Annotated in this window: 9 protein-coding genes; 3 read left to right on the plus strand and 6 right to left on the minus strand. The window is 64.3% G+C overall.

The features are described from left to right. Window positions 1-105: 105 nt before the first annotated feature. The gene (locus ACYQ12_RS13620) at window positions 106-1,275 is read left to right on the plus strand and encodes an efflux RND transporter periplasmic adaptor subunit (protein ID WP_459872725.1); all 1,170 of its coding nucleotides are present in this window, start codon (window positions 106-108) and stop codon (window positions 1,273-1,275) included. Continuing rightward, a complete protein-coding gene (locus ACYQ12_RS13625; RefSeq protein ID WP_459872727.1) occupies window positions 1,275-4,355 on the plus strand; it encodes an efflux RND transporter permease subunit in 3,081 nt (1,026 codons plus the stop codon). The genes ACYQ12_RS13620 and ACYQ12_RS13625 overlap by 1 nt, the downstream gene beginning before the upstream one ends. A gap of 72 nt (window positions 4,356-4,427) precedes the next feature. Here ACYQ12_RS13625 and rsd read toward each other — a convergent pair whose 3' ends face one another. The 5 genes from rsd to ACYQ12_RS13650 form a co-directional block, all read right to left on the minus strand. After that, on the minus strand, window positions 4,428-4,940 hold the full coding sequence (gene rsd, locus ACYQ12_RS13630; protein ID WP_459872729.1) for a sigma D regulator: 513 nt from the start codon (window positions 4,938-4,940) through the stop codon (window positions 4,428-4,430). 98 nt (window positions 4,941-5,038) lie between these two features. After that, window positions 5,039-5,557, minus strand: coding sequence for a disulfide bond formation protein B (locus ACYQ12_RS13635; RefSeq protein ID WP_459872731.1), 519 nt, complete (start codon window positions 5,555-5,557; stop codon window positions 5,039-5,041). Window positions 5,558-5,615: 58 nt separating this feature from the next. Beyond that, a complete protein-coding gene (gshA, locus tag ACYQ12_RS13640; protein WP_459872733.1) occupies window positions 5,616-7,211 on the minus strand; it encodes a glutamate--cysteine ligase in 1,596 nt (531 codons plus the stop codon). 194 nt (window positions 7,212-7,405) lie between these two features. Next, window positions 7,406-9,775, minus strand: coding sequence for a Tex family protein (locus tag ACYQ12_RS13645; RefSeq protein WP_459872735.1), 2,370 nt, complete (start codon window positions 9,773-9,775; stop codon window positions 7,406-7,408). Between the two features lie 177 nt (window positions 9,776-9,952). After that, window positions 9,953-10,189, minus strand: coding sequence for a DUF1127 domain-containing protein (locus ACYQ12_RS13650; RefSeq protein WP_459872737.1), 237 nt, complete (start codon window positions 10,187-10,189; stop codon window positions 9,953-9,955). Between the two features lie 110 nt (window positions 10,190-10,299). Here ACYQ12_RS13650 and ACYQ12_RS13655 point away from each other — a divergent pair, with 110 nt between their 5' ends. Continuing rightward, window positions 10,300-11,154 (plus strand): LysR substrate-binding domain-containing protein, encoded by an 855-nt coding sequence (locus ACYQ12_RS13655; RefSeq protein ID WP_459872739.1) that lies wholly within the window; start codon window positions 10,300-10,302, stop codon window positions 11,152-11,154. 322 nt (window positions 11,155-11,476) lie between these two features. On the opposite strand, the gene ACYQ12_RS13660 is transcribed toward ACYQ12_RS13655, so the two are convergent. Then, a complete protein-coding gene (locus ACYQ12_RS13660) occupies window positions 11,477-13,060 on the minus strand; it encodes a phosphoenolpyruvate carboxykinase (RefSeq protein ID WP_459872741.1) in 1,584 nt (527 codons plus the stop codon). Between the last annotated feature and the right edge of the window lie 11 nt (window positions 13,061-13,071).

Genomic DNA, 13,071 nt, shown 5'->3' on the forward strand with positions numbered 1-13,071 from the left:
ACCATGCCTCTCCCTGACGATCGCAACCCGGCGATGGCGCGTCACGGTACAGCCGGTCAGGTTCCGCTGTTATTCTCTGGCCTCCCTGCGTAATTGGAGCACCCGATGCGTGTCCCCTTGAAGTACGGCTCGCTGCTGCTGGCCGCCCTGCTGGCTATCCTGCTGATCGTCTGGATGAGTCTCGGTGACATGTACGTCGCCCGTGATCAGGCCCCCGCCGACATCGCTCCCCCCGCCGCCGATAATGCGGTGTTTCGCGTCGAGACACGCTTGTCGCAGAGCGAACCCTACGTGCCGCATGTGGTGATCCAGGGGCAGTTGATCCCCAAGCGTCAGGTCGCGTTACGTGCCCAGACCGCCGGGCGGGTCACGGCATTGCCGGTGGAACAGGGCGAGCGGGTCGAGGCCGGCGAACAATTGCTGCGCATGGCACCTGAGGATCTACCGGCCAGGCTGGCCCAGGCCGAAGCGGAGGTGGCCCTGCAGGAGGCCGAGCTGCGCGGCGCCAAGCAGCTGCGCAGCAAGAATCTGACCTCAGAGAACGATCTGCTGCGTCTGCAAAGTGAACTCGCCCAGGCCAGGGCCGAGCGCGAAGCGCTGCAGGCCACCCTGGAGCACATGCAGCCGACGGCCCCTTTTACCGGCATATTCGATCAGCGCAACGTGGAACTCGGCGATACACTGCAGATCGGCGAGACCTACGCCACGCTGGTCGACCTGACTCAGCTCAAGGGCATCGGCCAGGTTCCGCAGCGCGAGGCTTTCGGCCTGTCGCCCGGTCTACCGGTCACCGCCACCCTGCTCGACGGACGCACCCTGCAAGGTACGCTCACCTACATCGCCAGCGTGGCCGACGAGGCGACCCGCAGCTATGCGGTGGAGGCACTGCTCGACAATCCCGATCAACTGCGCATCGCCGGCGCCAGTGCCAGAATCGACGTTGCTCTGCCCGAGCGTCAGGCGCACCGGTTGTCTCCCGCATTGCTGGCGCTGGACGAACAGGGACGACTCGGCGTCAAGCACGTCGATGCGCAGGACCGCGTACGCTTTACCCCAGTCGAACTGCTGAGTGCCGACGCTTCACGCGCCTGGGTCGACGGTCTGCCGGAACAGCTGCGTCTGATCACCTTGGGAGGCGGGTTCGTCACGCCCGGCCAGCAGGTCGAAACCGCCGAGCAACCGGCATCGCCCGCTCCCGTGGGGGCCATCACCGAGGACGAAGCTGTCACTGCTGCCAGGGAGTCCCGGCATGAAGCTTCCGAGGTAGCCAACTGATGCGGACCCTGATCCACGCCGCGCTGGACCGTGCCCGGACCACGCTACTCCTGCTGCTGTTCCTGCTGGTGGCGGGGCTCGTCGCCTACCAGGCCATTCCCAAGGAATCCAATCCCGACGTCACCATCCCCATGATCTACGTGATGATGTCGCTCGAGGGGATCAGCCCCGAGGATGCCGAACGGCTGCTGGCGCGTCCCATGGAGCAGGAGCTGCGCGCCATCGAAGGCGTGAAGAAGATGACCTCGCAAGCCACTGAAGGCCATGCCTCGATCAATCTGGAGTTCGATGCCGGCTTCGATCCACGCCAGGCGCTGGACGACGTGCGCGAGAAAGTCGACACGGCGCGTGCCGAGCTGCCTACGGAAGCCGACGAACCGCGGGTCATGGAAGTCAACGTGGCCCTGTTTCCGGTGCTGTCGGTCGGCCTGTCGGGTCAGGTGGACGAGAACATCCTGATGGAGACTGCCCGTGAGCTGCAGCAGGAGATCGAAGGCATCCCCGAAGTGCTGGAAGTGGACATCGGGGGTGAGCGCGAGGATCTGCTGGAGATCGTCGTCGACCCGCTGGTGCTCGACAGCTACGGTCTCGATTTCGATACCCTGCTCAACCTCATTTCACGCAACAACCGGCTGGTAGCCGCGGGCAGCCTGGATACCGGCGCCGGCCGGCTGAGCATGAAGGTGCCCGGTGTCATCGAGAACCTCGAGGATGTCCTGGCCATGCCGGTCAAGGTCGAGGGCGACACCGTCGTCACCTTCGGCGACGTGGCGCAGATCCGCCGGACCTTCAAGGACCCGGCCGGTTTCGCCCGCATCAATGGCCAGCCGGCCGTGGTATTGGAAGTCTCCAAGCGGGCCGGCGCCAACATCATCGCCACCATCGACCAGGTCAAGGCATTGCTCGACGAGGCAGCGCCGCTACTGCCCGCCGGGCTCGACACCAGCATCATCATGGACCAGTCCACCCAAGTGCAGAGCATGCTCTCGGAACTGCTCAACAATGTACTGACGGCGGTGGTCCTGGTACTCATCGTGATCATCGCCACCATGGGGCTGCGCTCCGCCCTGCTGGTAGGGCTGACGATTCCCGGCGCCTTCCTGACCGGCATCCTGCTGATCTGGTCGATCGGCTTCACCATGAACATCGTGGTGCTGTTCGCCCTGATCCTGGTCGCCGGCATGCTGGTCGACGGCGCCATCGTGGTCAGCGAACTGGCCGACCGCCACCTCGGTGAAGGCCAGTCCCCCCGCGAGGCCTGGACCAATGCCGCCAGCCGCATGGCCTGGCCGGTGATCGCCTCGACCGCCACCACCCTGGCGGTCTTTGCGCCGCTGCTGTTCTGGCCCGGCGTGGTGGGGGAGTTCATGAAATATCTGCCCGCCACGGTCATTCTCTGTCTGCTGGCGTCGCTGGCCATGGCGCTGATCTTCCTGCCGACGCTCGGCAGTCTGGTCGGGGGAAACCGGCGCCCGGTCCAGACCTCGCTCAGTGCCGGCGGGCGCCTGTATCGTCGCGTTCTGGCCCGCCTGCTGCGTTTTCCCGGCCTGACCCTGACGCTCTCCCTGGCGTTGATCGTCGCCACCTACATCGGCTACGCACGCTTCAATCACGGGGTGGAATTCTTCCCCAGCGTGGAGCCCGATTCCGCTCAGGTCTGGGTACGGGCACGGGGCGACCTGTCGGTCGAAGAGAAGGATGCCGTGGTCCGCCGGGTCGAGCGACGCCTCGATGGCATGGCCGAGATCGAGGCGCTCTACGCCCGATCGTTCGCCACGCCGCCCCAGCGGCAGCAACAGGCCGCCGACGTGATCGGCGTGCTGCAGTTCCAGCTCATCGACTGGGAGCAGCGCCGTCCGGCATCCCGGATTCTCGCCGACATGCAACGCCGTACGGCCGATCTGCCCGGTATCGTGCTGGAATTGCGCGAGGAGGAGAACGGCCCCACTTCCGGCAAGCCGATCGAACTCGAAATCAGCGCGCGCGATCCGGCCCAGGCCATCGTGGCCACCGAAATGCTGCGTGACGCCATGGCGCGTCTGGGTGGCTTCCGTGACGTCGAGGACAACCGCAACCTGCCGGGGGTGGAATGGCGCTTCGTGGTCGATCGCGAGGCCGCAGCACGCTTCGGCGCGGACGTGACCAGCGTGGGCAGTGCCGTACAACTGGTCACCACCGGCGTGCAGGTCGCCGAGTATCGCCCCCAGGATGTCACCGACGAAGTGGACATCCGGGTCCGCTTCCCTCAGGCCTGGCGCACCCTGGATCAGCTGGAACGCGTCACCCTGACCACCTCGCGAGGCCAGGTCCCGCTGTCCCAGTTCGTGCGTCTGATACCGGCCGACCGGGTCGACACGCTGCACCGGGTCGATGGCCGGCGCACCCTGACGCTGCAGGCGGATGTCGCCTCGGGGTATCAGGTCACCGAGCGCCTCAACGCCCTGCAAGAAACGCTGAGTGAACTGCCCGAAGGCGTCAATGTGAATTTCGCCGGCGAACAGGAAGATCAGCAGGAAACCAGCCGCTTTCTGGGCATTGCCGCCTTCGTCGCGCTGTTCCTGATGGCGCTGATCCTGGTGACCCAGTTCAACAGCCTCTACCAGGCCGGGCTGGTACTTTCCGCCGTCGTGCTGTCGACCGCCGGCGTGCTGCTGGGGCTATTGATCACTGCCCAGCCCTTCGGCGTGGTCATGGTCGGGATGGGCATCATCGCCCTGGCGGGCATCGTGGTAAACAACAACATCGTTCTGATCGATGCCTACAACCAGCTGCGCGCCGAGGGACTCGCGCCGCTGGAAGCCGCCCTGGAAGCCGGCACCCTGCGTCTGCGTCCGGTGCTGCTGACCGCCGTTACCACCGTGCTCGGCCTGATGCCCATGGTAATGGGCGTCAACGTCAACCTGCTGGCTCCCAGCCTGGGCATCGGTGCTCCGTCCACCCAGTGGTGGACCCAGCTCTCCAGCGCCATCGCCGGCGGACTGACCTTCGCTACCGGTCTGACCCTGTTACTGACACCCTGCATGCTGGCGCTCGGCGCCAGATTCGGGCAACGCTGGGCGCGGCTGCGCGGCCGGGCCTGACGCCGGAGACGCAGAAGCCGCCCATCGGGGCGGCTTCTCGTTAGGTATGGCGCGTTAACCACGAAGGCCCGCTCAGGTTTCGGGAGGATGCACCCGAGCGGCGGCGGAGGCGGCAGGCGGCGGCGCATGAGCGGCATGCAGACGCCCGATCAACTGGTCCTCGAGCGCGAAGCGCTCGGTCAGCCCCTTGGACAATCGATCCAGCCAGGCCGGCAGCCGCGACAGATGCTGCTGGCAGCGAATCGGGCTGGAATAGTCCTTGTCGAACTCCAGCACCAATTGCGTGGACATGTCGAGACGCTGCAACAGCTTGTCGGCCAGTATCAGTGCCTCGGCATCCTGGAAGGTATTGGCTTCCTCGCGCAATTGCGGGTAGATCTCGAAATGCCCGGCGCTGATGTAGTCCATCAGCAACTCGCTGAAACGGTCGATGCGCACCTTGGGCACGGTATCGAGTTCGGCATCGCAGGCCTCGCGCAGATCCATGAACGCGACGAGCATTTCGCGACGCTCCTCCAGCCAGCGATCGATCAGTTCGTGAACGCCCCCCCAGCGTTCCAGAGCGGTTTTACAGTGTTCAAGCATGAGCGCCTCCGACGTTGCTTGGCCCGTCAAACGCGGGCCGGTTCATCCATGATATTGACGCATTGGCCGCGAGCCAGCGGCGAACCGGGAAAGACTCTCTACTCCCGCGTCCTCTTCAGCCGACTCGCGATCAGCCCCAGCGGCACCAGGGCCAGTACGGCGAAACCGATCAGCGTCCATTGCGGGATGGTCATCCCCAGCAGTCGGCCGGCAACCTCGGCACACTCCCCCGAGCCGGACAGCACACGCGCCAGGACGTCCCACAATGGCAGTATTTCCAGCATATAGTCCAGCCCCGGACCGCAACTGGGTACCTTTTCGGGGGGTAGCGACTGTAGCCAGACGTGTCGCCCGGCGACAATTATGCCGCCCAGCACGGCCAGCAACGCCAGAACGCCGTAGACGATACCGCCCCGTCGTCTGGGATTGTGCAGTGCGCCAACGGCAAATACCAGCGCTGCGGTCAGCACCGCCACACGCTGGAAGATACATAGCGGGCAGGGGGCGAGAGCGAAGACGTATTGCAGTATCAACGCCACCCCCATCATCAAGATGCACATCAACAGTCCCGCCAGACACCACTGGCGGGTACTTGCTTGAGCAAGCCTTGTCATCATCGAGCGCCAACTCCACGGGAAACGGCCGGGCCTGCCGAATGACAGGCCGTGATCTGTCTCAGGCAGCAGGACGAGATTCCCGCGCACGCCTGAAGTAGGCATCGAGGAATTCGGCGAACCCCTCCCGGTCGGCCTCCTCGATGTCGTTCTGCTGTTGATGCGAGGTCGCGTTCAACTCGGAGAACAGCGCCTCCCGGGCATCATCCATCGGCTCCTGGCGCAGCTGCGCAGCCTGGTCCCGCGCCAGCGCCAGGATGTAGTCGACAAACTCGGCATCGTCACGCTCCAGCGCGGCCAGCAGCTGCCCGGACGGGGTCAGTCCGGCATCGTCGAGGCGCGGCGTCAGCGCGGCCAGCGCCTCGGCATGGGGCGTGCTGTCCTCGATCAGATCCAGCAGCTCGGCGACGCCGGCAAGTTCGGCGAAGATCTCCTGCGCCCGTTCACGCAGATAGCACTGGCGGCCGTGAACATCGAGACGCAGCTCAGGATCGCGGCCACGTTCCACCACCAGGCGACGGTTGTCATCCAGGCGATCGCACTCATCATCGGAGATCCATGGGCTTTCCGAGAGCAGGCACCACACCAGGAACGTGTCCAGGAAGCGCATCTGGGTCTCGTCGATTCCCATTGCCAGGAACGGGTTGAGATCCAGACAGCGCACCTCGATGTATTCGACACCACGCGCCTCCAGGGCCTGCGTCGGCGTCTCGTGATGGCGGGCCACCCGCTTGGGACGGATATCGCTGTAATACTCGTTCTCGATCTGCAGGATATTGGCATTGAGCTGCTGCCAGTCACCGTCGTTGTCGACGCCCAGCGCCTCGTAGGCCGGCCAGGGCGCCGAGATGGCGTGGCGCAGAGTGCCGACGTAGTTCGACAGTGAATTGAAACAGATGCGTAGCTGCGACTGGACCTTGTTCTGATAGCCCAGATCCGACATGCGCAGGCTGGTGGCATAGGGGGAAACCAGGGTCTCGCGCCCGTGCGCCTGGAGCTTGTCGGGCACCTTGCCGGTCAGGAAGCTGCGATCCAGCGCCGGCGAGGCGCCAAACAGATAGAGCAGCAGCCAGCTGTTGCGACGGAAGTTGCGGATCAGGTCGAAGTAGCGGCTCGAACGGTAGCCATCGAGATTCTCGTCGCCGCGTCCGTCCAGCTCACGCAGCAGCGGCCAGAACGCTTCCGGTAGCGAGACGTTATAGTGCACCCCGGCGATCGCCTGCATGATGCGGCCATAGCGAACGTCGAGCCCCTTGCGGTAGACATGCTTCATGGTGCCGATATTGGACGTGCCGTAATCGGCGATGGGCACGCTGTCGTTGCCTGCCAGTCGGCTGGGCATGCTGGCCGGCCAGATCAGCTCGTCCTCGAGATGACGATAGGTGTAGCGATGCAGATCGGCGAGAAACGCCATGGCATCCCCGGGCCGGCAATAGACGGGCGTGATGAACTCCAGTAGCGCCTCGGAATAGTCCGTGGTGATGTGCGGATGGGTCAGTTTCGACCCCAGGGCATAGGGGTGGCGCGTCTGGGCGATGCGTCCCCGGTCATCGACACGTAACCCCTCCTTTTCGATGCCGCGACGCAGGCGGCCGATTTTTCCCTGGCGGGCTGGCCCCTTAAGCCGGGCGATGGCGGTGGCGAGTTGCTCGGACAAGGTGAATACCCTATGTCATGGGAGAAGAAGGCCTTCTCCATTACGTTGCGCCGGCACCAATCCGGCGATCGTGCCATGAAGCGGATAGCGATGCCGGATGCTGAGCGCAGCCAGGATCCGGCAATGAATGTCACATTATGATGATCGCATCCAGGCTTGCAAGGTAAGCCCGCTTGGCCTGACGAAGTCCAGGGTCACTTGCCCCGGCGCGCCTTGAGCAGCGCTTCACCCAGCGCCCCCATCGGCGATGCCTCCACCGGGTTACGTGATGACCCACCGCGGCGGGCCTTCTGAGGACGCCCCTTCGACGCCTCACGCCCCTGGCGCGCGCCGCCTGCCGAGCGGCCCTCCTGCTTCTCGCCAGGCTCGTCGGAGAGGCGCATCGACAGACCGACCCGCCCCCGGTCGAGATCGATATCCATGACCTTGACCTTGACGATGTCGCCGGCCTTGACCACCTGACGGGGATCCTCGATGAACTTGTCGGACAGCGCGGAAATGTGCACCAGTCCGTCCTGATGGACACCGATATCGACGAATGCGCCGAAATGCGTGACGTTGGTGACGGTGCCCTCGAGAATCATGCCCGGTTGCAGATCGCTCAGCTTTTCCACGCCTTCACGGAACTCGGCGGCACGGAACTCGGGACGCGGATCGCGCCCCGGCTTGTCGAGCTCGCCGAGGATGTCGGTCACCGTGGGCACCCCGAAGGTATCATCCACGTAGTCGGCGGGCCTGAGCGACTTCAGGAATGCGCTGTCACCGATCAGACTGGCCAGTTCGCGGTCGTTCTTCTCGGCGATACGCGATACCACCGGATACGCCTCGGGGTGAACCGCGCTGGCGTCGAGCGGATTGACGCCATCCATGATGCGCAGGAAACCGGCACACTGCTCGAAGGTTTTCGGCCCCAGACGGCTGACCTTGAGCAGTTCGCGACGGTTCCGGAAACGCCCTTCGCTGTTGCGGTGCATGACGATGTTCTCGGCCAGCGCCGGGTTGAGCCCCGAGACCCGCGAGAGCAGCGCACCCGAGGCGGTGTTGAGATCGACCCCCACGGCGTTGACGCAGTCCTCGACCACCGCTTCCAGGCTGCGCGAGAGCTGCACCTGAGAGACGTCGTGCTGGTACTGCCCCACACCGATGGACTTGGGCTCGATCTTGACCAGCTCGGCCAGGGGGTCCTGCAGGCGCCGGGCGATCGATACCGCGCCGCGGATGGTGACATCGAGTTCAGGAAACTCGCGAGCGGCAAGCTCCGAGGCCGAGTAGACCGAGGCACCCGCTTCGCTGACCATGACCTTGGAGATCCGGTGTGGCGCCATCTTCGGTGCCACGCGCTTGACCAGCTCGGCGGCCAGCTTGTCGGTCTCGCGGCTGGCGGTACCGTTACCGATGGCGATCAGCTCGACGCCATGCCTCTCGACCAGCCGCTCCAGAACCATGAGCGACTCGTCCCAACGATTCTGCGGTGCATGCGGATAGATGGTGGCATGCTCCTTGAACTGGCCGGTGGCATCGACGACGGCGACCTTGCATCCCGTACGCAGCCCCGGATCCAGCGCCAGGGTCGTGCGCGGCCCCGCCGGCGCCGCCAGCAGCAGATCCCCCAGATTGGTGGCGAATACCTCGATGGCATCGAGTTCGGCACGTTCGCGAAGCCGCCCCATCAGCTCGGTCTCGAGATGGGTGTAGAGCTTGACCCGCCAGGTCCAGCGCACCACCTCGCGCAGCCAGCGATCGGCGGCACGACCCGAACCATCGCCTGACAGTTCGATGCCGACGTGCCGGGCGATGGCGACCTCGGCGGGATGAATCGGCGCCTCGTCCTCGTTCGGCAGCTTGATCGCCAGGCCCAGCACGCCCTCGTTGCGGCCGCGAAACATCGCCAGCGCACGGTGCGAGGGAACCTTCGCCAAGCGCTCGTCATGCTCGAAGTAGTCGGAGAACTTGGCGCCCTCCTGCTGCTTGCCATCGATCACCCGCGCGCAGAGCTCCCCCTCGTCCCACAGGCGATCACGCAGACGGCCGACCAGCTCGGCATCCTCGGCGAAACGCTCCATGAGGATCTGCTTGGCGCCGTCGAGCGCGGCCTTGGCATCCTCCACGCCCTTGTCGGTATCGACGTAGTCTGCCGCGACCGCCTCCGGCGTCAGGGTCGGATCATCGAGCAGAGCATCGGCCAGTGGCTCGAGTCCGGCTTCACGGGCAATCTGCGCCTTGGTGCGGCGCTTCTTGCGATACGGCAGGTAGAGGTCTTCCAGACGCTGCTTGGTATCCGCCTCGCGGATCTGGCCGGCCAGCTCGTCGGAAAGCTTGCCCTGCTCGTCGATGGCGGCCAGTACGGCCTCGCGACGCTCTTCCAGTTCGCGCAGATAGCGCAGACGCTCCTCGAGCGTACGCAACTGCCCATCATCGAGCCCACCGGTGGCCTCCTTGCGGTAGCGCGAGATGAAGGGCACGGTTGCCCCGCCATCGAGCAGCTCCACGGCGGCACTGATCTGCTGGGAACGTACGGCGAGTTCTTCGGCGAGGCGTTGGGTGATCTTGAGTTTGGCGTCCATGTGAACCTTGCAATACTGACGAACCGTGGCGCTGACATGGCACTTCACAAGCGGGCGACACGGCGGAACCGGAAGCCTGCACGGCGGCAGGCTTCTGCGAAATGGCGACAAGGTATCACAAACCCCGCCGCGTGCGCATCGCGGCGGCACGGCGGGAATGGAGGCGGCTCTCGATCATCAGTCGTGATCCCAGAACGGGCGGCGTGCTTCCCGCGTCACGTCAGCCCGCGACAGGCCGATATCCTTGAGAGTCGCATCGCTCAGACTCCAGAGTTGCAGGCGTTCGCGACGCAGTTGTCGCCAGCGTTGAATATGCGCGAACAGACGCTGCCAGCGTGCCGGACCCAATCCTGCGCGGCCTTCGCGCTCGGCCTCCTGATGCAAACAGCGTGCGGTTTCCTTCGTGAGCGCCATAACGGCTTTCTCCTGTCGTGTCGTTGACGGAAGAAAGTCTCGGGCTCAGGATGCAATCAATCCAACGAATGTTTTTGATCCTCTACATCAATGCTGCTGATGGAAATACCATGTTCCAGACCATCGATCATGAACTGCTGCGCACCTTCGTCGCCATCGTCGATCATGGTGGCTTCACGCGCGCCGCCGAAGCCGTCAACCGCACCCAGTCCGCCGTCAGCATGCAGGTCAAGCGCCTCGAAGAGGAGGTGATCCGGCGCCCCCTGTTCGAGCGCAGTGGACGCCAGGTTCACCTGACCAGCGAGGGCAACACCCTGCTCGGCTATGCACGACGCATCCTCGAGCTGCATGGCGAAGCGCTCAACGTACTGCGCCAACCCGACATGGTGGGCCGGGTCAGGATCGGCGTACCGGATGACTATGTGATGCGCTTTCTGCCGGGGATTCTTCGCTCCTTTTCGCAAACCTGGCCGATGGTGGATGTGGAAGTCCACTGCGCACCGTCGACCCAGTTGCTGTCGCGCCAGGACGGTAGTCTGGACTTGAGTATCGTGACCCGCGAGCCGGGGCAGGAAATGGGAGAATTGCTGCGTCAGGAGCCAATGGTGTGGGTCGTGGCGGAGAGCCACTCGCCCCATGAACAGGAACCGGTGCCGCTGGCACTGTTCGACGAGAACTGCTTCTGCCGTCAGCGAGCCTGCCATGCCCTGGGGCGTAACGGCCGGCGCTATCGCGTCGCGTACAGCAGTCCCAGCCTGGCCACGCTACAGGCCGTGGTCAATGCCGGGCTGGCCGTCTCGGTGCTCATGCAGAGCCTGGTGACATCGAACATGCGCATTCTCGGCGAGGCCGAAGGATTCCCCACGCTGCACAGCGCCTCCATCGTACTGCTACGTGCCGCCGAAGCGCCCTCGCCGGCCATCGAGGGGCTGGCGAGGCACATCATCGACGGATTCCGCGCCTAGCGGCCCCTGCTGGCTAGCCGGTCGCCACCGACACGAACTTGAGCGCCGCACCGTCATTGCACCAGCGCAGCCCGGTGGGGGCGGTCCATCCTCGAACGCCTACCCCAGCAGTCCTCCGGCTCCCGGCAATCCCGGAACATGGCGTCGTTGCACTCCCATCCTGCCAGGAGTCATGTCGCGCAAGCGTGCTCACGCGTCTTGTCATTATCCTGACATGCCCGGCCAGTTTAATGGCCGACATGACGCAAACAGGGGAAACCCGAAGGTTTCCCCTGTTAGATAATGACGGCATGCCCAGCGTATCCGCCGGGAGGCATGGCTCTCAGTCCTGACGAGGCCCCGCGGCAATGATAGATTCGTCGACGCCTTCGAATTTCTTGAAGTTGTCGATGAACTTCGCCGTCAATTCATGCATGTGGCGCTCATAAGCCGCCGTATCGTTCCATGCCTGGCGAGGATCGAGCAGATGAGGTTCAACGCCCTCGACTGCCACCGGCACATCCAGATTGAGCCCTTCGATGTGGCGGGTTTCGACGTCTCTCAGCGCGCCGGACTGGATGGCACTGATGATCGCCCGGGTGGTCGGGATGCTGAAACGGCTTCCGCCTTCGCCGTAGGCACCGCCGGTCCAGCCGGTGTTGACCAGATAGACCCGGGAGCCGAATGCTTCCACCCGCTTGATCAGCAGATCGGCGTACTCGCGTGCCGGGCGCGGGAAGAACGGCGCGCCGAAGCAGGTGGAAAAGGTGGCTTCCAGCCCGCTGGAGGAGCCCATTTCCGTGGAGCCGACCTTAGCGGTATAGCCGGAAAGGAAGTGATAGGCTGCCGCTTCCTTGGAGAGCAGCGACACCGGCGGCAGCACGCCGCTCATGTCACAGGTCAGGAAGACAATGGCGTTGGGCTCACCGGCACGGTTCTCCTCGACACGTTTTTCGACGTACTCGAGCGGGTAGGCGGCACGGCCGTTCTGGGTCAGCGAATCGTCGGTGTAGTCCGGCTTGCGCTCCTCGGTCAACACGACGTTCTCGAGCACCGTACCGAAGCGGATCGCACGGTAGATGATCGGCTCGTTCTTCTCGGTCAGATCGATGGTCTTGGCGTAGCAGCCACCCTCGAAATTGAAGACCGTGCCTTCGCCCCAGCCATGCTCGTCGTCACCGATCAGGTAGCGTGCCGGATCGGCGGAGAGCGTGGTCTTGCCGGTACCGGAAAGTCCGAAGAACAGCGTGGTCTCGCCATCCTCGCCGACGTTGGCACTGCAGTGCATCGGCAGCACGTCCTTTTCCGGCAGCAGGAAGTTCTGGACCGAGAACATGGCCTTCTTCATCTCCCCGGCGTAGCGCATGCCGGCGATCAACACCTTGCGCTTGGCGAAGTTGATGATCACGGTGCCATCGGAGTGGGTACCGTCGCGGGAAGGCTCGCAGGTGAAATGCGGCGCGTTGAGGATTTCCCACTCGCGCTTGTCACGAGGATTGAACTGACCGGGGCGCACGAACAGCGTGCGGCCGAAGAGGTTGTGCCAGGCAGTTTCGGTGGTGACACGAATCGGCAGGTAATGTTCGGGATCGGCGCCGACATGCAACTCCGACACGAAGGACTCGTTCTCGGCCAGGTAGTCCTCGACACGCTCCCACAAGGCGTCGAACTGGCTGCTGTCGAACGGCTGGTTGATGCTGCCCCAGTCGATCAGTTCGGCAGTGGACGGCTCCTTGACGATGAAGCGATCTTTCGGGGATCGACCGGTACGCTCGCCGGTGATCACCACCAGGGCGCCATTGGCGGCAAGCTGCCCCTCGCCACGGGTGACGGCGCGCTCGACCAGTTCGGCAGTGCTCAGATTGGTATTGACTCTGGCGGAACTCTTCCTTGAAAGGACCTGGGGTGATGCTTGGGTCATGGTCATTATCGTGTCCT

The organism is Halomonas shantousis, assembly GCF_054654615.1.

Excerpts from the sequence above, each read along its gene's own strand:
- ACYQ12_RS13620 (WP_459872725.1), top strand. The coding sequence starts at position 106 with ATGCGTGTCCCCTTGAAGTACGGCTCGCTGCTGCTGGCCGCCCTGCTG.
- ACYQ12_RS13625 (WP_459872727.1), top strand. The coding sequence starts at position 1,275 with ATGCGGACCCTGATCCACGCCGCGCTGGACCGTGCCCGGACCACGCTA.
- rsd (WP_459872729.1), bottom strand. The coding sequence starts at position 4,940 with ATGCTTGAACACTGTAAAACCGCTCTGGAACGCTGGGGGGGCGTTCAC.
- ACYQ12_RS13635 (WP_459872731.1), bottom strand. The coding sequence starts at position 5,557 with ATGATGACAAGGCTTGCTCAAGCAAGTACCCGCCAGTGGTGTCTGGCG.
- ACYQ12_RS13645 (WP_459872735.1), bottom strand. The coding sequence starts at position 9,775 with ATGGACGCCAAACTCAAGATCACCCAACGCCTCGCCGAAGAACTCGCC.
- ACYQ12_RS13650 (WP_459872737.1), bottom strand. The coding sequence starts at position 10,189 with ATGGCGCTCACGAAGGAAACCGCACGCTGTTTGCATCAGGAGGCCGAG.
- ACYQ12_RS13655 (WP_459872739.1), top strand. The coding sequence starts at position 10,300 with ATGTTCCAGACCATCGATCATGAACTGCTGCGCACCTTCGTCGCCATC.
- ACYQ12_RS13660 (WP_459872741.1), bottom strand. The coding sequence starts at position 13,060 with ATGACCATGACCCAAGCATCACCCCAGGTCCTTTCAAGGAAGAGTTCC.